A 25,342-nucleotide genomic window follows, 5' to 3' on the forward strand; every position below is an offset into this window, starting at 1 on the left:
TTATCTGATGAGGTTGTAACAATGATACCTGTCGTCGCGCTGGTCGGGCGCCCGAATGTAGGAAAATCCACCTTGTTTAATCGGTTAACGCGTACCCGCGACGCGTTGGTGGCGGATTTTCCGGGGCTGACGCGTGACCGCAAGTATGGTCGTGCCGAGTGGGAAGGCCATGAATTTATCTGTATTGATACCGGTGGTATCGATGGCACCGAAGAGGGTGTAGAAACCAAAATGGCCGGTCAGTCACTGGTCGCAATTGAAGAAGCCGATGTGGTGCTGTTCCTGGTTGATGGTCGCGCCGGGCTTATGCCGGCGGACCAGGGCATTGCCAAGCATCTGCGCAGCCGCAAAAAAACCACGGTGGTGGTGGCCAATAAAACCGATGGTATTGATGCCGACAGCGCCACCGGGGACTTCTACTCTCTGGGGCTGGGCGAGGTTTTCCCGATTGCGGCCTCTCACGGACGCGGCGTTAACGGCTTGATGGAGCAGGTGCTGCGGCCATTGGTGGGCGAAGACATCATCATCGAAGAGGATGAATTCGCTCCATGGCCGGAAGAAGGGGACGACATCCCCGAGGATGAGGAAGAAGAAGCCTTCGATCCCCAGTCGCTGCCGATTAAATTGGCTATCGTAGGCCGTCCTAACGTGGGTAAATCGACGCTGACCAACCGTATTCTGGGTGAAGACCGGGTGGTGGTTTATGACATGCCCGGCACCACCCGGGACAGCATTTATATTCCGATGGTTCGCGATGAGCGTGAATATGTGCTCATCGATACCGCCGGGGTGCGCAAGCGCGGCAAAGTCACCGAGACCGTTGAAAAATTTTCGGTTATCAAGGCGCTACAGGCGATTGAAGATGCCAATGTGGTATTGCTGGTGATCGATGCCCGGGAAGGCATTTCTGACCAGGACTTGTCCTTGCTCGGCTTTATCCTCAACAGCGGTCGTTCCCTGGTGATTGCAGTCAATAAATGGGATGGCTTGAGCACTGAGATAAGGGATGAGGTCAAGGAGACGCTGGATATGCGCCTGGGCTTTATCGATTTTGCCCGCGTGCATTTTATTTCCGCCCTGCACGGCAGTGGCGTAGGCAACCTGTTCGAATCGGTCAATGAGGCCTATCGGTGTTCCACCAAACGCATCAGTACCTCGATGTTGACGCGCATTATGCGGATGGCGGTTGAAGAGCATCAGCCTCCTCTGGTGCGCGGTCGTCGGGTTAAGCCGAAATATGCCCATGCCGGCGGCTACAATCCGCCCATCGTAGTTATCCACGGCACCCAGGTCAAAGATTTACCCGATTCTTACAAGCGTTATCTGATGAACTATTTCCGTAAGTCATTAGAGATCATGGGAACGCCGATCAGGATCCAGTTCAACGAAGCGGCCAACCCGTTCGCTGGGCGTCGTAATAAGCTTACGCCAAACCAGCTGCGAAAGCGCAAACGGCTGATGAGCCATATCAAAAAAAGTAAGTAATATCATCAAGCCCGCATCAAGCCCGCATCAAGCGGGCTTTTTTATTGAGAGCCCATAGGCCTGCCGAAGCTATTTTACTTTAATAAATTTGATTTTATAAAAAACTAGCAGCGATCATTTCTGCTATTATGCTAAACAATATATTTAATTATAATTGAATATATATTATGTAAATAAATTTTATCACATATATTAAATGCTAAGTAACGCTCTGGCGGATAGTCGTCAGTCGCAGGTGGGTTAATAATGAATTTTGATTTATTTAATTTATAATGCTTCGTCCACGGTAAAGCCAGGTAGGATTAATTAATAGCTCCAACATAAGTTCGTTTCTTCGTATTAATCATTAATGGAAGGGTACGGAAGCGAGGTATTGATCGTTTTTAGGTAACTATTAACTCTTTAATAAATGAAAAATATAATATGACTAATGATACAAATATAGCAGGGTTTATTGCGGTTATTTTTTCGTTCGGCAGCACCGGCTGTTCTAGCCATATTCCAATCATGTCATCAAGCGTAACTATCGATGAGAAAGGAAAGAAATATCTCCAACATTATGAGCTGGGGGATGCTGTTTTATCCCCGAATGATGAATTTCAACCTGAATCGATGTTCTTGTCCCAGTCCAATAAATCCATTGTTGATACGAACACCATGCCTTCGTACATTACTACGCCGGATATCGCGCTCAGAGCCAATTTGGCCGTCACTGATGAAGGGAGAAAAGAAAACTCGCTCATACTGCTAAGTTCACATGCAGATAGCCATGTCGGGCTAATATTTAACCAGCTTGGCCTCCATCAGCATGATCATAATAAGACGCTGAGTATAGGGGTGGGTCATCGCATTCTTCAACAAAACCACGCCTTTGGCTATAATGTGTTTTGGGATAACGAATTCAGTGGCATTAATTACCAGCGGATGGGAATGGGGGTCGAATATTTCAGGGATTACCTGCATTTATCTGTTAATGGATATACTCCGCTACGCGGTTGGCATTCGTCTGCTGAACCTCGCCAGTTCAAGGTCAGGCCCGCCAGCGGCTATGATATACAGGCCATGGCCTGGCTACCCAACTTCCCCCAACTCAGCGGGCAGATGAAATTTGCCCACTACCTGGGGGGGGATATTTCAATTTCCGATCGCCAGTATCAAGGTAATGATCCCTATGCGCTATCAGTCGGCGTAAATTACCGACCGATAGCTATGTTAAGTCTGGGCATCAAAAAGAGCTTTATGTCACATCAGCCAGATGAAACTTCGTTTGATATCTCAGTAAACTATCTAATTGGAACCCCGCTTAACCAGCAAATCACTCAGTATTGGCTACCTGCAGGTAATTTAAAAAGGTTAAGTCAGCATTTTGTTGAACGCAGTAATATCATCGCGCTACAGCAGATCAAACCGAGTACCCCGTTTTCTGCCCCCAATGTGCTTGAAGAGCAATGGGGACAGGGAGAGGATAATGTGGAAACGAATCAACAAACGGGTCAAGAAACTGAAAATGACAGCTTTATAGAGAGGGAGTACTCTATTGCTGATGGTGAGATCTTGCCTCGAGAAGGAATGAGTGCTGGAGATATTACCTTAAATCATGAGGATATTAATGATAGTCGGGGTGAGCAAATTGATAGTATAAACGATGAAAATATAGATTTTAGAGAAGTTCATGCTTCTCTATTGCCTATAGGTGAAATTAACGCTGATAGCGTTTTAAGACAGCATAATGAGACGGAGTACGCCTCAACCAGTGAAACAGGCGTCCATAGCCACGATGTTGCTTCCCCGTCTGGGCAACCAGGTGAAACCGAACTTAGCAATGATGAGTATTTTGAAGATATTGATTATGATGATCATAATCGATACATGCCAAGAACATTTGATGGCAATTTGCAGCTTGATGAAAGCGTCAGCCGGTTTATTTTTTCGGATGACCACAACGTTACGGCAGACACCGATGCTAAAAATGCCACCGCTAATTCAGCGATGCGGTTAGTCGGAAGCCAAGCTGACGCTATTGCAGGTCACACGGTTAAATCAGCTAATGAATTTGTCGCTACGGGTGGAGAGATAGCTGCCTCCGGTTCATTACGAGCAGATCCGGGCTGCATCACGCCTTCAAAGAGCGAGGCAAGCAAAGTGAACTCGCTGAATCAAAACGCTCGCCCACGGCCGAACATGAAACCAACCGACACCGTATATTATACCAACAACATTGACGTTAATGCTTCTTTACAGAACAACGTAGAGTTAGCAGATGGCCCAAAGGAAATTGCGTCTCTTACCGATGATTATTCTTATGACTTTAGCTTTAATAAAGGTTCTCATAGTCTGTATTATACCCTTCTACCCGGCATGAGTAATGATTTTGGCTCTGAAAATTCATTGATTACTGCAGAAAACCGCTCATCACATCACCCGGAGAAAAATACCCCTACTCTAGGCAGTAGCCAGAATGCGGCACCTATTCTCATTACCAAAGTCGATAATGTACTTTTCCCGAGTGACCTTGAAACGAAGGGGGGTCGATCACCCGTCAGTAACGACCTGATTATTGACAAAACACCACCCGTCCTGCTGCGCCAGGTTTCTCAACAAAGCGCTAAGCAACCCTCGTCATCACTGATACCTTTTGAAAATTATAAGCCAAGGATTGTTGGTTATAAGAAAAAGGGGTAATAACACTGGCTATAGATTGTTATAGACAACAATCTTGTCAGTTTCTGACGCGTAATAAATATAATATTAATTAATCTTCATGGATGTATTAAATGTTGAGTAACGACTTGGTAAATAATAAAGAATTGCACGTGAGTTCAGAATAAATTCCGATTTTTTACTCTATAATGCTTCGCTCCAGGCCATTGATCAGATTTTAACATTAAATTGATGATATGCGAATTTTTATCAGGAGAAGAGTATGTAGGGTGAAAAGGTGATTACTTCTATTTTTGTTATCATTAACTTTTTTCATTAAACGAATTCGAATCTATGACTATCAATGTGAATATAACGCGATTAATCGCTGTCATCTTTTCTTTTGCCAGCACCGGCTGTTATAACCAAAATCCGCTCGCATCATCACGTTTAGCCGTTGATGAGGAAAAGAAAAATGCGCTCAAGCGTGACGAAGCCACCAATAGTGATGCTATAAATGAGTATGATGACGACGTCCCGGAGTCTATCTATCCATCACCGGCCAATACACCGATTTTAGATAATAGCATCGTGCCGTTTGATGACCCTGACCATGGTATTACGCTTAAAGCTCATTTTGGAGCAACCGATGGGGGTAAAAATGAAAACTCCTTCGAGCTGCTAAATTCCAGGTCCAATAGAGAGGGCGCAATATTTTTTAACCAGTTGGGCATCCATCAACGTGATCACAAAAACACGTTAAGCATAGGCGTCGGACATAGATTTGCTCACAAAAAAAATACCTTTGGATATAATGTATTTTGGGATAATGAATTCAATGGGATAAATAGCCAGCGTGCGGGTATGGGCGTGGAGTATTTTAACGATTATCTGCATTTATCTGCCAATGGCTATACTCCCCTGAGTGGCTGGCATCTGTCGCGTGAAGGTCAACATTTCAAGGTCCGGCCGGCCAGCGGTTATGATGTTCAGGCCAAAGCATGGCTGCCAGACTACCCACAGCTCGATGGAAAGCTGAAGTTTGCCCAGTACCTGGGTGATGATATATCCATTTCCAATCGACAATATCGGGGCAAGGATCCTTTTGAAATCACTGTTGGCGTCAATTACCGGCCGATCTCTATGTTAAGCCTGGGTATTGAAAAGAGCTTCATGTCGCGCCAGCCGGATGAGACCAAGTTTAATATTTCAGTAAAATATATGCTTGGTACACCTTTGTCTCAACAACTTGCTCAACATCCGGAGCCGATAGGAAATCTCAAAACTTTGAGCCAGCAGTTTGTCGAGCGCAGCAATGTCATGGCGCTTAGCCAGCAGCTGGTAAAACAGAAGGGCGCTTTAACCCCGCAGTTTGTGGTCGAAGAGCTGCCTGGGCAGGAAGCCGACAATGTGGATGACGCTGTGGATTTAGACCGGCAGGGTGAAAATGACAGTCTTGCTCAGGCCGTGGAAAACGCAAATGATAATGCTGCTGAGCCACATGAGACAGTTCTTGAAAGTTACAGCAGTCGAGAGCCATCGAGTTCTGAGCCTGCTTTAACAGATGCGATTCCCAACACCCATGATATCTCTTTAGCGCAACAGGCCAGCGATGGGCCTGCAGATATGCAGTCATCCAGCCGGAGTCATGAGTCTTATCAACCTGCGGAAAATGCGGTAGCTCCGCGCCTTGAACCACCAGGCTCGACAATACAGCTGAATCCAGTTGATGAATCTGCTGGTGGGGTGGATGCATCAGTTCAACCTCCCTCTGAACACACCCAATTCGATTTAGGAGGGGATCTAAGCAGTGAGCTAAATCAACCATCCTTGACTTTAGTTTCAAGCCCTGCGGTTTCACAGAATAATGTGGTTTCAGTTGCCACAGTTGATCAGGCGTCAACATCTTATGATCAGGCGTCAATATATAATCAATCTTTTACCCAGACTGATAATAGCCAGGATGTCGCGGGCAGTTCTTTTGTACAGCCGACTCCATCTATAAGTGGTGACAGGCCAGTGGATAATGCCGAGGGAAACAGAACGATGAATTTGGCATCCGCAGGCGGCGCTGATATACAAAGCATTCCTTCGCATGATACAGCAAACAACATTGATAGCGTGCCAGTGGAACCTATTACACTTAACAGTTTCTCTGGCAATATTGTTGAAGAAGAACCATATTCCTCGATATCAGTCCCGATATCAGCAACGTATGATGACTCGATAGTGAGCGGTAGCCGGGAGAAAAATTCTATCGATTTTTTCCGCTATTCTGAAATCCCAACAGAAAATGTAGCTGCTCATTCAGAATTGTTTACTACTGAAGTGACAAATAGACCGTCGCCACCGTCACCCCCTACACCCCCTACACCCCCTACACCCTCTTTGCTATCACACGCGTCATCACAGTCATCGGTCTCAACATCTGATTCAACTGGGTCGGTGATTAATACTATCAATTTAACCAACTTTAATCATAAAAAAGTTATGGAGAAATCTGACGAAAGGCATGAAATTTCCCCGAGCGAAATAAATAATGCCCGTAAAAATCTAAAGCCCCCCTCACTAGATATACCTAATAATAGAATTCGGCCAATAATCGACAAAACGCAGAATCCACCATCTACATCCGCACAGACCATTGATATTAAGAACGTTTTATTAAAAGGAATGAATAACATATCTGGCGCTGGTAACACGGCCCCTTCCCCGTTGGGTAAAGATAATATACGTTCATCGGACAGCGATAAAGGATCAACGTTGCCTCAGCACGGTGAAAGTGAGATCAGAAAACCTGAACTGCTGCATAAACAAAATATACCATCAAATAATGAACGTGCACCAAATATCATAAGCCAAACTAACCCAGCCCATTCAGGGCCGCCTGATAGTCACTCAACTGGTGCCAAACCCAAAATTTACATTGCAACTGATAATCATAAAGCGAGCATAGCGAGTAGTAAACCTTTGGTTGGGGAAGGTGGGTCTAATAACAGAGAAAAAAGAACTCTTCATAAAAAGAAAAATGTGAGATCAAGAAGCTCTAGCCATAATATATCCTTAGATGATAATAGCGACTCAACTTCTAACAATAACATTGAAGATACTCAGTCCCTTATAAATAAGAGAGTAACAAGCATTAGAAAGGCGCAAGGTTATTCCGAGACTTCAGGTGCTGATACCAGTCAGGATTTGTCCGATAACTAATGGCCCACTGAGAGAGTGACCAAATGTGATATATTCAACATATTAAATGGCTTAGGGTACAAAAAATTGGCTGAATACAACGTTTTTCCTACCGCCAATGCAGCGCTTGGCGTTGGCGATAGAGTGCTGCTGTGTGCCGTTTGCCTGAATCCGCTGCAGCCTGAGAAAGGGGAGTTGATATGTGCCAACTGCAGTCGCCATTACCAGCCTGTGGCCCTGTGTCCTGATTGTGGCAAGCCGCTTGAAGTAATGACAGCCTGCGGGGCAATAGACTATTTTTGTCAGCTTGGGCATGGCCTGATTTCCCGCCGCCGCCTGGTGTATGGCTATCAGGAGTGATGGTTGTGTCAGTCAAGCTACTGCTGGCCGGCATATCAGCGCTGCTGAATGTCTTGGATTGATTGAACATTTCTGCTTTTTTTGTGTGTTAACCGCTGAAATACGTTAGGTTGTAAAATGCCAATACGTTATCAGCTATCTACTCCACCCTGCCATAGCTAACCAGGGTTTCCAACTCTGGCGGGGCGCTGCTTTCTGGCACCCGCCATTCCAGCTGGGCAATATCCCGGTTGCCGCTATCATTCCGGTGATAAACTTGAATACGGTAATAGCGCTCGTCCCCGCGTCCTACAGAATAATCATCTCCATCCGCACGCGGTGCCAGCCCGACCACCCATCGGATAAGCCGGCAGAGAGATTCCCGCTGCGGGGCAGGCAGGTCGCGCAGGGTAAACAGCTGCCGCCGCTGAAGACCGGGTATATAGGCTACCCCCCTTCCCGGGACAGCTCGATAATGCTGTCATTATCGAATTCTGGCATTTCGGTCATTACCTCGCCCCGCGATGGCTACCCGAACACACTGCCTGCCTGACGCCTGACGCCTGACGCCTGACGCCTGACGCCTGACGCCTGACACCTGACGCCTGACACCTGACACCTGACGCCTACTAATTTACTGTCCTAGATAGCGATATACCACCGCTATATCGCTCTTGCCCAGACCGTCGTCAACCGCATTTTGCCAAATTTCACTGATACGTTTCAGGCCTGGCAAATTGCGGGTATCGGCGGCTTTCAGCGCCAGTCTGGCATCTTTCAGCCCCCATTCCAGGGCCATCTGGGCGTCGTAATGATCATTGGCGATCATAGCCAGTTTCCCTTTGATATAGGGTGCCGCCAGCGGACCGCCTTCGAGTACGCCCCAAAGATCATCCGGCGTAAAGCCCAGCGCTTTGGCCAACTGCGCAGTTTCAGCAATACCTTCCATCATGGCGATAAGCCAGGCGTTGACGATAAGTTTCATGCGGCTGCCGGCTCCGGCCTCGCCCAGCCATTTAGCGCTTTTGGCAATGGCGGCGAATACCGGCTCGATTGCCGCCGCCGCCTGGCGATCGCCGCTGGCAAGTACCACTACCTGGCCGTTTTCCGCCGGTGCTTTGGTGCCGGATACGGGCGCATCGATAAACACTACGTCGGGCCGCGACCGTTTTATCCCATCGATAAGCGAGCGGGTGGCGTCTATTCCCAACGTACCCATTTGGGCGATGATGCCGTGCTGCCTGAGGCTGTTGAGAACGCCATCATCGCCATACATTACGGCATCAGTACTGGTGCCATCGGGCAGCATGGTAATGACGACATCGGCCTGTCTGGCCGCTTCTGCCGGCGTAGCACACTGTATGGCGCCGGCAGCGGCCAGACTGTCTCCTCTAGCTCTGGTGCGATTCCAGACGCGGGTTGGAAAGCCTTTTTTCACTAAATTAGCGGCAAATGCATGGCCCATGGCTCCCAGACCGATAACGGCAACTGTTGTTTGATGACTCTTCATTAGCTCTCCTGAAATACGTAATGGAACGACTCTCAGCGTTGGTATTTAATAAAATCCGTCTTGATGGCGAGGCTGTCATAAAGCTTCATGGCCGAGTGATTATTGCTCTGGGTCAGCCAATAAACGCTGGCCTTGCCGGTATCGTCAGCGTAACGGTAAACCTGCTCAATCAACTGGCGGCCAATGCCTTGGCCGCGGGCTTTTTCATCCACAAACAGATCCTGCAGATAAATCACCGGCTGCTGATGCCAGCCATGTTCATGAATGATGCAGTTTACCAGTCCCCGCAGCTGTCCCTGCTGTTCGGCCACATAGCCGAACATGGAGCTATGCGCTGGGTCGGCCAGGCGCTGAAAGGTAAAGTCATACAATGCGTCTTCACGGATGGAGGAATAAAAGCGGAGGTAATTCCGCCACACGTGTTTCCAGCCCTCTTTATCAGTCAACCGCAAGGGGCGGATAACGATAGCGGTGTCAGCTCGCACAGGCATACCCTCGCCGTTCAGGTTAAAATGCGATCTCGTCAGCCGGCAGGGCGCGAATGGCAACGCCAAAACTGCTGATGGATGACAGGGTGGCATTGTGATGGGCGCGAATCGCTGCAGCAGCGCTGTGAGATTTATCATGGGTGGTATGCGCATCGGCGGCAAGGGTCACCTGATAGCCTAAGCCGGCTGCGCGGCGGGCGGTAGTGTCCACGCAAAATTCACTGGCATAACCACAGATAATCAGGTGATTGACCTCAAGGCTGTCCAGCAGTGCAGCCAGCGGCGTACAGAGAAATGAATCCGGCGTGGTTTTGGTTATCCGCTTATCGCCTGCGTCTGTTACCAAGGTGTGATAAAGCTGCCAGGGCGCCGAGTCGACGGGGAGTTCTTCATCCTGGTGCTGGATGTAAATTACCGGCACCCCGGCCTGTCGCGCCCGCACAGCGAGGGAATTGATCCTGGCAATCACTGTATCGGCATCGCCCGGCATTGGCTGCGGACTGAACAAACCTTCCTGGACATCAATCACCAGCAGTGCAAATGACATACTTCATCCTTAACGGTTGGTTAAAGAATGACGTTATCGATAAAGTCATAAAGATGTCAATGATTGCTGCCGCTATTGGCCTGCCATCGCTTGCAAAAATCGAACGTAACAGGCTGTCGGGGGTCCTGAAAAGCGACGGTAAGGTATGCATATGATGGTCTTGCAGGTACCGGTTGAGACGCCACGGCAAGGCATTAATATGATGGTCTTGCCGGTAACGGCTGAGACGCCACGGTAAGGCGTCATATGACTATTTTGCCGGTGCCGCCCGACAACGAGCGCGGCACCCACCCCCGGCCGGCTATGATCAGGCAATCTGCCGATCTTTTTCCCCCGGCACCTGCCGGATTTTTTTGCTGTTGCTCAGCAGGAAAGCAGACAGCAGGGTAAATGACAGCGTAATAAGCCCCAACACCAAATAAGCCTGATGAAATCCGACAGTATCGTACATGCGGCCCACCCAGGCGGACAGCACCACACCGGATAGCTGCTTGGACAGGTTGAATCCAATCAGGAATAGCGTGGCGGAAAGGCGCGGATCGAATACCGAAGAGATATATTTGAAGGCACCGACCAACAGGAAAGGCAGTTCAAACATATGCAGCGTCTTCAGGAAAATCACTTCCACACCGGTGGTGGCAAACGACGAACCCAGGATCCGCACCGACATGATTAAGCCTGCGACCAATAGCGCATTTTTACTGCCGATACGGTTGACGATGGCCGGAGTGAAAAACATCACCAGCGCATTGAGTAATTCGCCGCCGGTGGTCACAAAGCCGAATATTTCGGTCCCACGCTGGGGGCTGGAAAAAAACGATTTAAAAAAGTTGGCGAACTGCTGATCGAATACGTCATAGATGCTGGCAACGCCGACCACATAGACGATAAACGCCCAGAACTTGGGCATTTTCAACAGTTCTGCCGCCAGTTTAAGCGAAAATGCCCGTTGATTGGCACCGAGTTTATCCATCACCACTGCGCTGGCATTAGCCTCCGGACGGGATAGGAACAGCAATATCGCCAGTACGACGGCAAAACCGGAGGCAATCCAGAAGGTGATATTGGGATCGATACTGAACAGAATACCGGTGATTGAGGCGCAGATAGCCCAGCCGATACAGCCTGATACCCGCACCTTGCCATATTCAAAATGGTTGGCCCGGCTGACCTTTTCGATAAATGCCTCTACCGCTCCTGATCCGCTTGAGAACACAAATCCCAGATACAGCCCGCCGGCCAATGCGCCGGCGAAAATATTAAACTGCAGCAGGGGCGACAGGACAAATATAAAAAAGGGCGCAAACAGGATCAGCAGTATGGTAATGGTCCATAACAAGTGTTTACGCAGGCCCAGTTTATCGGAGATCAGTCCGAAAACCGGTTGGAATACGATGGCGAAAAATGAAATGGAAGAAAACACCAATCCAGTTTCTGTTTTTGTCAGGTGATTGACATCTGCCAGCCAGATGGGGAAAAACGGAAAGTAGGCTGACATGATGAAATAGTAGAAAAAGAAAAACAACATGAAATAGATGAAGTTATGTTTTTCTCTTGGGGTTAGCGCTGATTGAGTCATCTCTTCCACCACAGGGGTTATCTGGCCATAAATCGTCAATAAAAGGGGCGCTGGCCCCTTATCCGCGCTTCAGGCTGAAGCGATAATGGTACTCGCTCGCCGTCAGCAGAAATTCCTGATGGACACTGGGACTCCATGAATCATCCCCGCCGATCCCCATATGAAAGGCATCCAGCGTCAGCCACAAACCGGGCTCCGGCTTCATCAGGTGCCAATGGGTGGTTTCGGTTAACTGATGGGTACTGTAAGGAATCAGCGAAAAATGGAATTTCCCTTTAGCATGCCACTCGCCGACCGACAGATGGCGGGTATGACAGCGCAGACCGTTTTCCGTCGGGAATATATAGGGCGTCGCCATCTGCTCGACGGGCAGCGTCCAGCGTGAAAACCGGGCGGAGGTGGCACGGTCAGGATAGTTTTCATGGGGTCCCTGGCCAAGCCAGCTGACTTCTTTGGCGCGAGTGTCCAACTGACAAACCACCCCGATGCGCGGCAATGGCGGCACCGCAGAAGACACGACTACCCGGATATCGCTCTCCAGCTCACCGCTTTGGGTGATAGTGGTCAGCCAGTCAGTTTTCAGCAGCAGGGCCTGCTGGTGAAAGTAGCCGTGCACCGCCCGGATTATCACCCGGTCTGCTAGCTGCTCGGCATTGAGCGACAGGCAGCGATGTTCAAGAGAATAAAGCCCGGCACTGCGCCAGCGTTCTACCCAGGCGTTGGGATCGATGCGCTCAACTTCACTGACGCCGATATCGTTATCCAACGGCGCACGGATAAACTGATCGGCCAGTGGGCTCAGCAGGCCACTTCTCTCCGCCTGATACCATTGAGTCAGGCGGCCGCTCTGTTTGTTGATAATCCAACGCTGCTGCTCATGGCACACCACAAAATCATGCTCATTTTCATTCAGTTTCGGCACCTCTCGGCCCGGATCGGCGTTCTGTTCCAGCGCCAGCGACCGAGCCCCCGGCAGATCCCATTGAGCCCAGGCCACTTGATGACCGGCGGGCGACCACCGGGTTCCATCAGGCTGGATGACGCTGACATAGAGGGTCAGCCTGCCGTCGTGCAGAGGCTGCTCCAGCACTTCTACCAGCGTTAACCGCTGTTGCTGTTCGGCCTGCAGGCTGAGCCTGCACTCGCCAGCCTGGATTTCAGCCCCATCGAGCTCGACTGACCAGCGCAGCAGTTCATTGTCGGTGGCGCGAAACAGATACTCGCTGGTGATATCGATAACCAGCGGGTGGGCACAGACCAGGTTGAACTGGAAAAACTGCTGCTGCTTTTTCACCTCAAACAGAGAAGGGTGGGGGGTACGGTCCGGAAATACCAGACCATTGAGGCAAAACTGACGATCGTTGGGTTTGTCGCCAAAATCACCACCGTAGGCCCACCAGGTTCGGCCTTGCTCATCGGTGCGATTCAAGGCTTGATCGGCCCAGTCCCAGATAAAACCGCCCTGCAGGCGAGGATATTGACGGAATGCCTGCCAGTAATCGGCAAAACTGCCGAGACTGTTGCCCATTGCATGGGCGTATTCGCACAATATCAGCGGGCGATTTTCACCCGGCTGGCCAATCCATTTCTTGATTGACCATTTGGGCACGGCAGGAATCAGCAGGTCGTCATCCACCCGGGCATACATCGGACAAATGATATCCGTTGCCCGACTGTTGGCACCGCCGCCTTCATATTGTACCGGCCGGTCAGGATCGGCACTTTTGATCCACTGATAGAGTGCGTCATGAGTCGATCCATGTCCTGACTCATTACCCAGCGACCAGATGATGATGCTGGGATGATTCCGGTTGCATTGCACCATCCGGGTAACCCGCTCGCTAAAAGCGGCAAACCACGCCGGATCGTCAGACAGGCGGCTCATCGGCTCCATGCCGTGGGTTTCGATATTGGCTTCGTCGACAACGTACAGGCCATACTGATCACACAACCGATACCACAATGGATTATTCGGGTAATGAGAACAGCGTACTGCGTTGATGTTATTCTGCTTCATCAGCAGGATATCCTGCACCATGGTGTCGGCATCCATCACCTGTCCATTGGCCGGATGGTGTTCATGGCGGTTTACGCCACGAATCAGCAATGGTTTGCCATTGAGCCGTAACAGACCGTCCTTGATTTCAACCCGGCGGAAGCCGACATCATAGGCTTCGGCTTCAAGCGTAGCGCCAGCCCCATTGCGTAACGCCACCACCACTCGATAAAGATGCGGGCATTCCGCGCTCCACAGATGAGGATCGCTCACCGAAAGCGTAGCGGTGACCCGCTCCGGATAATGGCCACGCTCATCAATCGCCTCCGAGCCCAGCGGTACTTCGCGTTGTGCCACCGCCTGATTGCCGTGCCACAGCGAAATAGCCAGTCGATAATCGGCCAGCGGAGCGGATAACGGGCCGATGGCGGCGTTGACTTCCAGCGTGCCATCGCGGTAGAGCGCATCCAACTGGGTGCGCAGGTGAATATCGGTAAAGCTGACCTGCGGTTTATGCAGTAATGACACCGAGCGGAAAATGCCGCTCATACGCCACATATCCTGATCTTCCAGATAGCTGCCGTCACTCCAGCGCACGACCAGTACGCAAAGACGATTGCGGCCCGTCGTTAGAAAGCCGGATAAATCAAATTCAGCCGGCAACCGGCTGTCTTTGGAGAAGCCGACCCAGCGGCCATTACACCATAGATAAAATGCGGAATTGACGCCGCCAAAAATGACGCGGGTCCGCCCTTCGGCCAGCCAGTCGGCGGATATATCAATGTTTAGCGAATAACAACCGGTCGGATTTTCATCCGGCACCCAGGGCGGATTGACCGGTATAGGGTATTTCACGTTGGTATAAATCGGTGCGTCATAGCCGGCCAACTGCCAGTTGGCCGGCACCTGTATGGCGCGAGCATCAGACAGATCAGCACTGAGCCACTCTTCAGGTACCGCCTCAGGTCGTGTGAAATAATTGAATTGCCACTCGCCATCCAGACTCTGCACACGTTCCGAGGGACTATCTAGACGGGCGCTCTGTTCATCTCTCCAGCTGTTGAAAGGCGGATGGGCATTAAGCTTTCGGCTATGGGGTACTGCCGGGTTTTGCCAGTCTTTGCGAGACAGCACCGTGGCCAGCGAATGGCAGGGATCCGATTCCGTGAAGCCTGAATGGGGCAGAGTCATAGAGAACCTTTTGAACTTGAGAGAGACGAGAAGAGCGATGATAATTATGTTATCCGCTCACATGACGAATTTAGTTAAACGTGTTTTGTCTGAATCGATCAATTACGCAACGGTAAAAAAGTGATCTCTTTCAAATAAATAATCACGATAAGCTCTTTAAGAATGGAATTTGTTGTTGTCTCAGCGCCATCGTCGGTCTGGGAAAGCAGCAGAGTAGATTGACTAGCCGGTCAAAACCAACACCTCTTGGCGATAGCTCAGTCAGCCCTAATCGGGGTGAAAGGCCTAAATATGTCAATAAATTGTGAGCGCATAACCAAATGGTTTACACATCAGGCTGGCGACGGCAGGGTCGCATACGTAGCCTGTTTGACTTATCATTTAAACGGTTCAATTATCATGTAAACGGTTCAATTATCATGGCATCAGCCGAGCCGCAAACGGACGCTATTAAGGGAATCGAAGCCACATGAAGCCAAAAAATGCCACCTTGGACGATGTGGCCCGCCATGCCGGTGTTTCATATCAGACCGTATCACGCGTGCTTAACCGCTCGAGAAATGTGGCTCCCGCTACCCGGCTTAAAGTCGAGCAGTCCATTAGCGCCCTTAATTATGTGCCTAACCGGATGGCCCAGCAGTTGGCAGGCAAAAGCAGCGCCACACTCGGTTTGGTGACCACGTCGCTTGGCTTTCATGCGCCATCGCAAATCGCCGCAGCGATAAAAATCCATGCCCAGCAGGCGGGCTATAATGTCCTGATCGCCATGGTTAACGAAGATTTGCCGGATGGCCTGCAGGCAGCGGTAAACGAGCTCCAGGCCCAGCGGGTGGACGGTATCATTATCAATCTGCCACTGGATGGACCCCAGGCCGAAGCGCTGTCGGCAAACAATGGCGATATGGCCTGCCTGTTCCTTGATGTGCCCCCCGATGCCGGGGTGTTCTATGTGATGTTCAACCCGGATGACGGTACCCGTGAGAGTGTGGATCACCTTTTTTTGCAGGGGCATCGGCAGTTCGCCTTGTTATCCGGTCCTATGGCGTCGGTATCGGCGCGACTGCGTCTGCAGAGCTGGCAGCGGGCGCTGCAAGAACGGGGCCTGACGGCGGCGGTTATCGGCCAAGGTGACTGGACTGCGCAGAGTGGTTACCTGCGCACCCTGGAGATGCGCCATCAATGTGCGCACTTTACCGCTATTCTGGTCGGCAATGACCAAATGTCGTTGGGGGTAATTAGCGCACTGCAGCAGCAAAATGTGGCGGTACCGGCCCAGGTATCGGTTATTGGTTACGATGATACCCGCGACAGCGCCTTTTTCCTGCCTGCATTGACCACCGTTTCTCAGGATTTTAATCAACTCGGGCAAGAGGCGGTGACTCGTCTGGTGTCGATGCTCGGTAACCCAGCCCAACCGCATTCTGCATCGGTCATGCTGCCTACCCATCTGGTGGTGCGTCATTCTACCGCTGCGCCAATAAAGGGCGCCGATTTGCATCATATCGCAGACTCCCTCCAGCAGATCGTTACTGCCTTGCGGGGAATATAGGCAAACTATCGGCAGCATGCCGAGCAACCCATTTGGCTGCCGACGATACGCTGGCTGCGTGCTGGATAACGCTTTAGTGATTAGGCATCACCAGCAGCGGCTTATCAGTCCTGCCTGGCGTTCCGAAGTAGGCGAGGGCATCGCGCCAGCGGTCCAGCGGAAACCGGTTCAGGCCGCCCAAGCGGGTGTGGCAAAGCAGGGGCCAGAGCGTCTGAAACCAATGCTGCCAGGTTTCAGGCGTCACGCCGACCAGTTGGTCGCGCAAATGAAAGCGCCTGGGCAGGCAGCCGCCGGGGGCAATGCGCAGCGGCCGGCCCGACAGCAGTCCGTAAGATACAAACACCGTCGCTGGACTTGCCGCCGCCAGCATGGCCGTCCCCTGAGGGCCTCCGACCGCGTCGAACACCACCTGACTGCCGGCGGCGGCGGCATTAATTCCGTCGATATCCATGCTGGCCACCGGGGTGATGCCCAGTTGTACCAATCCACTGCGGTGTATCGGTGAACGATAGATGCCGACCACTTCCCTGGCGCCCTGCATCAGCGCCCATTGGGCAATCAGACCGGCGCATTGAGATCCGGCGCCGCTGACCAGTACTTTCGCCCCTCTGACCGCTACCTGTTTCAGCATCAACATCGCCGCCAGGGGGTTGATGTACCCTCGCGCCGCAATATCATCCGTAACGTCCTCCGGCACCCAGACCAGCCAGCGGGGGTCGATATCCAGAAATCGCTGCCAGGTGCCGTCGGCGCGCAGCGGCAATACCCGGCGGCCATTGAACGCTTTCCAGGCGCCGGTGGTGCTGATGACGCGGCCCAGTCCTTCATAGCCGGCAACCAGCGGCGGCTGAAGCCGATGGCGGTAAGCGCCGGTAATGGGGATAAGATCGGAAGGATTGATCGGCGTGGAGATCATGGCGATGCGGATTTTGTCAGCAGCCGCAACCGGCATTGGCGCGTTTTCAAGCGTCAGAACCTCGGCAGGAGCACCGAACTGGTGGTACCACAGGGCAGAGTTGATCATTTCAGCGGCGTGCAAGAACGCTGAAACAGCGCTCTTGCAGCAAGGTTAAATCGCTTTGGGCAGCGAATCCCACTGGCCCTCGGCGCAGTGATCACCAGGATGCTCCCGGGCTTCGGTGTAGGTCAACTGCAGCAGTTCGCTGGTATGGGCACGGATGCTGTTGGTCAATGCCAGATTGCCATTCAGCTCTTGTCCATAGGACGGAATAATCTGCCGCAGCTTTTCCTGCCATTCAGTTGACGCCATGTGCTCCTTGAACATGGTGCCAAGCAGACCGAGCATAATCGGTGCGGCGGTCGACGCGCCCGGAGAGGCGCCCAGCAATGCCGACAGCGATCCATCGGCCGCACTGACCACTTCGGTGCCAAATTGCAATACGCCGCCTTTTTTGGCGTCTTTTTTGATGATCTGCACCCGCTGGCCGGCATCGATAAGCGACCAGTCTTCAAGCCGCGCTTCAGGATAATACTCACGCAACGCATCCAAGCGGGTTTTGTCGGACATCACCAACTGACTGATGAGATATTTGAGCAGGTCAAAGTTGTCCAGTCCGACATGCATCATCGGTAGTATATTCTGCCGGGTCAGCGTACGGAACAGATCCAGCCAGGATCCCTGTTTAAGGAATTTACTGCTGAAGGTCGCAAACGGGCCAAACAGCAGGGTGCGCTGGCCATCCAGCACGCGAGTATCGATATGGGGTACTGACATCGGCGGCGCGCCGACCGAGGCTTTGCCATAGACTTTTGCCAGATGCCCACTGACCACCTGTGGATTGGAGGACACCAGGAATTTTCCGCCCACCGGGAAACCGGCGTAGCCGCGAGCCTCCGGAATGCCGGAAAGCTGCAGTAATTTCAGTGAAGCGCCGCCGGCGCCGATAAAGATAAAGCGGGTCCGCACCTGGCTCTGCCTGCCGCCGTTATCCTTATCAGCGACGATAACCGTCCAGGTTTGGTCAGCATTGCGTTTGATATCGACCACATCATGCCGCAGATGCAGGTTGAATTTGTCGCGTCCCTTCAGCGATGTCATCATCTGCTGCGTCATTTCGCCGAAATTGACGTCGGTTCCCATTGCCATACGCGTGGCCGCCACCTTCTGAAAAGGTTTGCGGCCCTCCATGACGATCGGCGCCCATGCACGAATTTGATTGCTGTCTTCGGAATATTCCATTCCCCGGAACAGGGTGCTGCTCTGCAGAGCGGTATACCGTTTACGCAGGAAATTGATATCTTCGTCGCCCCAGACAAAACTCATATGGGGGACGTTATTGATAAAGCTGGGCGGATTAACCAGGATGTTCTGCTTGACCAGATAGGCCCAGAACTGGCGAGAAATTTCAAAAGATTCGTTGACCGACACCGCTTTGGAAATATCAATAGAGCCATCCGCCTGCTCAGGGGCGTAGTTAAGCTCACAAAAGGCAGCGTGTCCGGTACCGGCGTTATTCCAGCCATTAGAGCTTTCTTCGGCGATGTTGCCCAGACGTTCATACATATTGATCGTCCAGTTGGGCTCAAGTTCCTTCAGGTACGTCCCAAGCGTCGCACTCATCACCCCGCCACCGATCAGCACAACATCCACCGGGGCGTTATTCGCAGCCGTGTTCAGCTTGGATGACGCACCGAGGGTCATGCCAAGGGCTGCGCTAAAATGCTTTTTCATGCGCAGTGTCTCTATTTAAGAAAATAAGTATACCGCAGGGCAATATCTTAAGGTCGTTTGCGCCCAATACTGTCTGCAAATCTCTTTGATTCTATTAGCCGGTACCGGCTAAGTAAACCCGAAAGTTCATGGTCGACAACATCACGATAGCAAAAACTTATGGGACCTAACTCACTGATATAAGTCTTTTTATTATCGATGAGTCTGTTTTATTTCACATTTACTTTACATCTGTTTACCTTCTTTTTTTGTGGAAATCAAATAATTTTTATTAGAGAGTTGCGGCCAATCACAGTTACTTATGTATTTGGCACAATTAACCTCTGCTATTGTCATGGCGTTATTATTTCTTGATGAAATTACAGCCTAGGCCCAGGTTAAATAAGGGGTCGGGATGAGAATTATCAACATGGTTTAATAGGGGGCGATTGCGTTATTCCGACCACAGGCAGCAGGCAACATGCCGCGCAAAGGCGGTATCGATAACTGAGGGTTGCCAAGGTAGGCAAGCAGGTGCAAGGGAGACTCTCGCCAGCGATGAAACACCAAATCAGGTTGCTTTCCGGCGGCGTTGCTGCGGTTTGGGGGCTGCGGGGACCAAGGCGGTGACCTGACTTTCTACCCAGCCATCCATAACACGGGTGGTCAATTGACTGCCGATGCCGACATCAGCAGTATGGCTGACCAGTTTACCCTGGGAAGTGGTCGTTACGCTGAATCCGCGGGCCAGGGTCTTCAGGGGGCTGACCGCTTCAAGCTGTGAGCAGAGCATACCAAAGGTGCGCTGCTGTTGGCTCAGTTGACGCGTCGCCTGCTGCGTCAACTGGAACCGCAATGATTGCAGCCGCTGCTGCGCCCGGTGAATTCGCGGCAGTGGCGTCTGCTGCTGTAATTGCTGCTGCAGACGTTCATGCCGACGCTGCGCCCGGCGCAGCTGCGCCTGCAGGCTGTCATCCAGACGACGACGCAACCTGATGAGCGCCGTCTGCTGACGAGCCAGGCGTAAATGAGGATGCTGCTGGTCCAGGCGATGCTGCAAGCGAGTTGCTTGCTGCTGGCGCTGGGCAATAAAATAGTCCATTGCCATCTCCAGGCGCTGCAGCTGGCCCTGTAGCTGACGCAGCAGCTCCAGCTGATTACGGCTGACCAACTCCGCAGCGGCCGAAGGAGTAGGTGCGCGTAAATCAGCGACGAAATCGGCGATGGTCACGTCGGTTTCGTGACCCACGGCACTGACCACCGGCAGCCTACTGGCGGCAATCGCCCGGGCTACCCGCTCGTCATTAAAGCTCCACAGATCTTCCAGTGACCCACCGCCACGGCCGATGATAAGCACATCGCATTCAGCCCGGCGGTTGGCGGCCTCGATAGCCCGCACAATCTGCATTGGCGCATCCTGGCCCTGAACCGGGGTTGGATAGATAACCACTGGCAGCGACGGATCACGGCGTTTGAGTACGTTAAGGATATCGTGCAGGGCGGCGCCGCTGGCGGAAGTAATTACCCCGACTCGGCGGGCAGGGCTGGGCAATGGCTGCTTGAGGGCGATATCGAAAAGCCCTTCTGCGGCCAATTGCTGTTTAAGTTGCTCAAATTGCTGCTGCAGCAAGCCATCACCGGCAGGCTGCATACTTTCGGCAATCAACTGGTAATCGCCACGCGGCTCGTAAAGCGTCAGCGTGGCTCGCACCACCACTTGCTGGCCATTGCGTGGCAGCAGATTGACCCGGCGATTGCTGTTGCGAAACATGGCGCAGCGAACCTGGGCCCGGTCATCCTTCAGGGTAAAATACCAGTGGCCTGATGCCGGTTGCGAAAAGTTGGAGATCTCCCCGGACAGCCATACTTGCCCGATCTCGCCTTCTAGCAGTTCTCGTACCGTTTTATTCAGACGGCTGACGGTAAAAATCAGGTTAGCGGGTGGGGTAGCCATGTGATCGGGATCAAGCTCCATTAATACCGGTTAATCGGTTGATATTACGTATCGTGGACCGCTAATCAAGTATTTTTTAAAAAAAATGCTGGAGGCAATCGATTACGTTCTGTATAATGCCACGGCAATATTTTATCTGTTTCACATCCACCTTGGTGAGATATTGCATATGCTACGTATTGCTAAAGAAGCCCTGACTTTCGACGACGTTCTCCTGCTGCCTGCCCACTCTACCGTTCTGCCCAACACGGCTGATCTCGGTACCCAACTGACGAAAACCATCCGTCTAAACATACCGATGCTGTCCGCTGCGATGGACACCGTAACCGAATCCGGCCTGGCCATTGCCCTGGCTCAAGAAGGCGGTATAGGTTTTATCCACAAAAACATGTCCATCGAACGCCAGGCTGAAGAAGTCAGCCGCGTGAAAAAACATGAAAGTGGCGTGGTCAGCGACCCTAAAACCGTGACCCCCTCTACCACCCTTTCCGAGGTCAAAGAACTGACTGCCCGTAACGGCTTTGCCGGCTATCCGGTGGTGACCGACGATAACGAACTGGTCGGCATCATCACCGGCCGCGACGTGCGTTTTGTTACCGATCTGAGTCAGCCGGTAACCGCGGTGATGACGCCTAAAGAGCGTCTGGTCACCGTCAAGGAAGGCGAGGCCCGCGAAGTGGTGCTGCAAAAAATGCATGAAAAGCGCGTGGAAAAAGCTCTGGTAGTGGACGCCCAGTTCCACCTCATCGGAATGATTACGGTTAAGGATTTCCAGAAAGCGGAACGCAAACCCAACGCCTGTAAAGATGAGCACGGTCGTCTTCGCGTGGGTGCCGCGGTGGGTGCCGGTGCCGGTAACGAAGAACGTGTTGATGCGCTGGTGGCGGCCGGTGTCGACGTCCTGCTGATTGACTCCTCGCACGGACATTCGGAAGGCGTGCTGCAGCGCATTCGCGAAACTCGCCGGCGCTATCCTGATCTGCCGATTATCGGCGGCAACGTTGCCACCGCTTCCGGTGCCCTGGCGCTGGTTGATGCCGGCGTCAGCGCCGTCAAGGTCGGCATCGGCCCAGGCTCCATCTGTACCACCCGTATCGTCACCGGCGTCGGTGTACCGCAAATCACCGCCATCTCTGATGCGGTAGAAGCCCTTGAAGGCACCGGCATCCCGGTAATTGCCGACGGCGGCATCCGTTTCTCGGGCGACATCGCCAAAGCCATTGCTGCCGGCGCGGCCTGCGTGATGGTCGGTTCCATGCTGGCCGGTACTGAAGAATCCCCGGGTGAAATCGAACTTTACCAGGGCCGTTCGTTCAAGTCCTATCGCGGCATGGGTTCATTGGGCGCGATGTCCAAAGGCTCCTCGGATCGCTATTTTCAGACCGACAACGCTGCGGATAAACTGGTGCCGGAAGGTATCGAGGGCCGTGTCGCCTATAAAGGCCGCCTGAAGGAGATCGTTCATCAGCAAATGGGCGGTCTGCGATCCTGTATGGGGCTTACCGGGTGTGCTACTATCGACGACCTGCGGACCAAGGCTGAATTCGTTCGTATCAGCGGTGCCGGCATCCAGGAAAGCCATGTTCACGATGTGGCCATCACCAAGGAATCGCCGAACTACCGCATGGGTTAATCGCCCATTCAGCCCGCGTAGGGTTGCATTACCCCATGCGGTGAAGATAAGCCCGATATGACGTCGGGCCATTTTTGTTATTATTTTGATATCCGTTCCTGGAATACGCCACCTATGACCGACAACATTCACAAGCACCGCATTCTGATTCTGGATTTTGGTTCGCAGTATACTCAGCTCATTGCCCGCCGGGTGCGTGAACTGGGCGTATATTGCGAACTCTGGGCCTGGGACGTGACTGAAGCGCAAATCCGCCAATTCAATCCGAGCGGTATCATCCTTTCCGGCGGCCCGGAAAGCACCACTGAGCAGAACAGCCCGCGCGCGGCCGAGTTCATCTTCCAGGCGGGTTTCCCGGTATTGGGCGTGTGCTATGGCCTGCAGACCATGGCGCTGCAGCTGGGCGGTAAAGTTGACGGTTCCAGCCATCGTGAATTTGGTTATGCCCAGGTTCAGGTGGTTGCCGACAACGCCCTGGTGCGCAATATCCAGGATTCCCTCGACCCGCACGGCAGACCGTTGCTGGATGTATGGATGAGTCACGGCGATAAAGTGACGGCGATTCCTGAAGGCTTTGTGACCATCGCCAGTACTGAAACCTGCCCTTACGCCATTATCGCCAACGAAGAAAAGCGCCTTTACGGCGTACAGTTCCATCCGGAAGTCACCCATACCCGTCAGGGCCTACGGATCCTTGAACGTTTTGTCCTGGATATCTGCCAGTGCGAAGCCTTGTGGACCCCGGCCAAAATCATTGAGGATGCGGTTGCCCGCCTGCGTGAGCAAATCGGTGATGATCACGTCATTCTTGGCTTATCCGGCGGGGTGGACTCTTCGGTGACCGCCATGCTGCTGCATCGCGCCATCGGCGATCGCCTGACCTGCGTGTTTGTCGATAACGGTCTGCTGCGATTGAATGAAGCCAGCCAGGTGCTGGACATGTTTGGCGAACAGTTCGGCCTTAATATCGTCCATGTGCCGGCCGAAGACCAGTTCCTCGCCGCCCTGGCCGGTATTGACGAACCTGAAGCCAAGCGCAAGACCATCGGCCGGGTGTTCATCGAGGTGTTTGACGACCAGGCCAGCCGTCGGCCGCACGTTAAGTGGCTTGCTCAGGGCACTATTTACCCTGATGTTATCGAGTCTGCCGCTTCCGCCACCGGTAAAGCCCATGTCATCAAATCCCATCATAACGTTGGCGGCCTGCCCAAAGAAATGAAACTGGGCCTGGTTGAGCCGCTCAAAGAGCTGTTCAAAGATGAAGTGCGCAAGATCGGTCTGGAGCTCGGCCTGCCATACGATATGCTCTACCGACACCCGTTCCCGGGACCGGGCCTGGGCGTGCGCGTGCTGGGTGAAGTGAAGAAGGAATATTGCGATCTGCTGCGCCGCGCCGATGCCATCTTTATCGAAGAGCTGCACAAGGCCGAGCTTTACCATAAGGTCAGCCAGGCATTTACCGTTTTCTTACCGGTTAAATCGGTGGGTGTGATGGGAGACGGCCGCAAGTATGACTGGGTGGTTTCGCTGCGTGCGGTCGAAACTATCGATTTCATGACCGCGCACTGGGCGCATCTGCCTTACGAGTTCCTGGGACGCGTGTCGAACCGGATTATTAATGAGATCGATGGGATTTCACGAGTGGTTTATGATATTTCGGGTAAACCGCCGGCGACGATCGAGTGGGAATGATTTCGCGTCTGGCAACAGCCTGCACGTAAAAGCAGTAAAGTACCTCTAAGCCCGCGTAACTGCGGGCTTTTTTGTTTTTATGTCTGGCACTTTCTGGCAGCTGTTAGCAACGGGAAGCACGGTTTTTTCAATGGAATTTTTGATGGTACTCTCTGGTTTTGAATTCAGGTTTGAAAAAGTACCATGTGATAAATTTCGGTTGAGTTATGGTATTTGTTTTTTATAACTCCATTAAAAACAGATAGTTAAATAACTTTTCTGAATTTTTTACAACATGGTATTTTTTGATAAAGGAAAACAATAAACCATGTTGACTGACACCAGGCTGCGTCACCTTAAGCCGAAGGAGAAACTCTATAAAGTTAATGACCGTGATGGTCTGTATGTTGCGGTCACTCCGGCTGGAACGATCTCATTTCGTTATAACTATTCAATAAACGGAAGACAGGAGACCGTTACTTTTGGCCGCTATGGTGTGGGAGGGATCACGCTTGCAGAAGCGCGTGAACGGCTCAATGAAGCTAAAAAAATGGTTGTCGGTGGAAGATCGCCAGCGAGGGAAAAAGCTAGAGATAAAGCGCGTATCAAAGATGCGGAGACTTTTGGTGCATGGGCTGAGAAATGGTTACGCGGCTATCAAATGGCTGAATCGACGCGTGATATGCGGCGTTCGGTATATCAAAGGGAGTTGAAGTCAAAATTTGCCCAGCAGAAACTGAGTGAGATTACACATGAAGACTTACGCGCATTAACCGATAACATTGTCGAGAGAGGGGCACCGGCGACTGTAATGGTCAACTAAAACCGGACACGGATTTAGGCACATTGTTGTAATCGGCGTTCATATTCATCCGGCGATATATTTCCCAGCCGATAATG

The 25,342-nt window shown here is 51.9% G+C and carries 16 protein-coding genes and 1 pseudogene; 8 read left to right on the forward strand and 9 right to left on the reverse strand.

Annotated features, from left to right (window positions below; genetic code table 11):
* Nucleotides 1-21 precede the first annotated feature (21 nt).
* The 4 genes from der (at nt 22) to EDC52_RS18150 (ending at nt 7,674) form a co-directional block, all read left to right on the forward strand.
* A complete protein-coding gene (gene der / locus EDC52_RS18135; RefSeq protein WP_131867491.1) occupies nt 22-1,485 on the forward strand; it encodes a ribosome biogenesis GTPase Der in 1,464 nt (487 codons plus the stop codon).
* Between the two features lie 423 nt (nt 1,486-1,908).
* Nucleotides 1,909-4,167 carry an inverse autotransporter beta domain-containing protein gene (locus EDC52_RS18140; protein WP_131867493.1) on the forward strand — a complete coding sequence of 753 codons (2,259 nt, stop codon included), beginning with the start codon at nt 1,909-1,911 and terminating at the stop codon, nt 4,165-4,167.
* A gap of 312 nt (nt 4,168-4,479) precedes the next feature.
* On the forward strand, nt 4,480-7,335 hold the full coding sequence (locus EDC52_RS18145; protein WP_131867495.1) for an inverse autotransporter beta domain-containing protein: 2,856 nt from the start codon (nt 4,480-4,482) through the stop codon (nt 7,333-7,335).
* Nucleotides 7,336-7,458: 123 nt separating this feature from the next.
* Entirely contained in the window at nt 7,459-7,674 is a 216-nt protein-coding gene (locus tag EDC52_RS18150; protein WP_131867529.1) for a zinc ribbon domain-containing protein, read from the forward strand.
* Between the two features lie 139 nt (nt 7,675-7,813).
* Here the strand turns inward: EDC52_RS18150 and EDC52_RS20470 are convergent, their stop codons facing one another.
* From EDC52_RS20470 to EDC52_RS18175, 6 genes are all read right to left on the reverse strand, one after another.
* Nucleotides 7,814-8,095: a protealysin inhibitor emfourin gene (locus EDC52_RS20470; protein ID WP_407924236.1), complete on the reverse strand. Its 282-nt coding sequence runs from the start codon at nt 8,093-8,095 to the stop codon at nt 7,814-7,816.
* 192 nt (nt 8,096-8,287) lie between these two features.
* Entirely contained in the window at nt 8,288-9,163 is an 876-nt protein-coding gene (locus tag EDC52_RS18155; protein ID WP_131867497.1) for an NAD(P)-dependent oxidoreductase, read from the reverse strand.
* A gap of 32 nt (nt 9,164-9,195) precedes the next feature.
* A complete protein-coding gene (locus EDC52_RS18160) occupies nt 9,196-9,648 on the reverse strand; it encodes a GNAT family N-acetyltransferase (protein WP_230468094.1) in 453 nt (150 codons plus the stop codon).
* Between the two features lie 22 nt (nt 9,649-9,670).
* A complete protein-coding gene (locus EDC52_RS18165; protein ID WP_131867501.1) occupies nt 9,671-10,198 on the reverse strand; it encodes a cysteine hydrolase family protein in 528 nt (175 codons plus the stop codon).
* Between the two features lie 307 nt (nt 10,199-10,505).
* Nucleotides 10,506-11,777, reverse strand: coding sequence for an oligosaccharide MFS transporter (locus tag EDC52_RS18170; protein ID WP_131867503.1), 1,272 nt, complete (start codon nt 11,775-11,777; stop codon nt 10,506-10,508).
* A 58-nt stretch (nt 11,778-11,835) separates the two neighbouring features.
* Nucleotides 11,836-14,964: a beta-galactosidase gene (locus EDC52_RS18175; protein WP_131867505.1), complete on the reverse strand. Its 3,129-nt coding sequence runs from the start codon at nt 14,962-14,964 to the stop codon at nt 11,836-11,838.
* 469 nt (nt 14,965-15,433) lie between these two features.
* On the opposite strand from EDC52_RS18175, the gene EDC52_RS18180 reads away from it, so the two are divergent.
* Nucleotides 15,434-16,513 carry a LacI family DNA-binding transcriptional regulator gene (locus EDC52_RS18180; protein WP_131867507.1) on the forward strand — a complete coding sequence of 360 codons (1,080 nt, stop codon included), beginning with the start codon at nt 15,434-15,436 and terminating at the stop codon, nt 16,511-16,513.
* Between the two features lie 73 nt (nt 16,514-16,586).
* On the opposite strand, the gene EDC52_RS18185 is transcribed toward EDC52_RS18180, so the two are convergent.
* The 3 genes from EDC52_RS18185 to xseA all read right to left on the reverse strand — a co-directional run bounded on the left by EDC52_RS18185 (nt 16,587) and on the right by xseA (nt 21,138).
* Nucleotides 16,587-17,537, reverse strand: coding sequence for an MDR/zinc-dependent alcohol dehydrogenase-like family protein (locus EDC52_RS18185; protein ID WP_131867509.1), 951 nt, complete (start codon nt 17,535-17,537; stop codon nt 16,587-16,589).
* Nucleotides 17,538-17,582: 45 nt separating this feature from the next.
* Nucleotides 17,583-19,205, reverse strand: coding sequence for a malate dehydrogenase (quinone) (gene mqo, locus EDC52_RS18190; protein WP_131867511.1), 1,623 nt, complete (start codon nt 19,203-19,205; stop codon nt 17,583-17,585).
* 550 nt (nt 19,206-19,755) lie between these two features.
* Nucleotides 19,756-21,138, reverse strand: coding sequence for an exodeoxyribonuclease VII large subunit (gene xseA / locus EDC52_RS18195; protein ID WP_131867513.1), 1,383 nt, complete (start codon nt 21,136-21,138; stop codon nt 19,756-19,758).
* A gap of 169 nt (nt 21,139-21,307) precedes the next feature.
* On the opposite strand from xseA, the gene guaB reads away from it, so the two are divergent.
* The 3 genes and pseudogenes from guaB to EDC52_RS18210 form a co-directional block, all read left to right on the forward strand.
* Nucleotides 21,308-22,771, forward strand: coding sequence for an IMP dehydrogenase (gene guaB, locus EDC52_RS18200; RefSeq protein ID WP_165911755.1), 1,464 nt, complete (start codon nt 21,308-21,310; stop codon nt 22,769-22,771).
* 114 nt (nt 22,772-22,885) lie between these two features.
* The gene (guaA, locus tag EDC52_RS18205) at nt 22,886-24,463 is read left to right on the forward strand and encodes a glutamine-hydrolyzing GMP synthase (RefSeq protein ID WP_131867517.1); all 1,578 of its coding nucleotides are present in this window, start codon (nt 22,886-22,888) and stop codon (nt 24,461-24,463) included.
* A 307-nt stretch (nt 24,464-24,770) separates the two neighbouring features.
* Nucleotides 24,771-25,256: pseudogene (locus EDC52_RS18210) on the forward strand (tyrosine-type recombinase/integrase); the annotation flags it as partial.
* Nucleotides 25,257-25,342: the final 86 nt, after the last annotated feature.

The sequence above is a fragment of the Biostraticola tofi genome (assembly GCF_004343195.1).
In the GTDB taxonomy this organism is placed as follows: Bacteria; Pseudomonadota; Gammaproteobacteria; order Enterobacterales; family Enterobacteriaceae; genus Biostraticola; species Biostraticola tofi.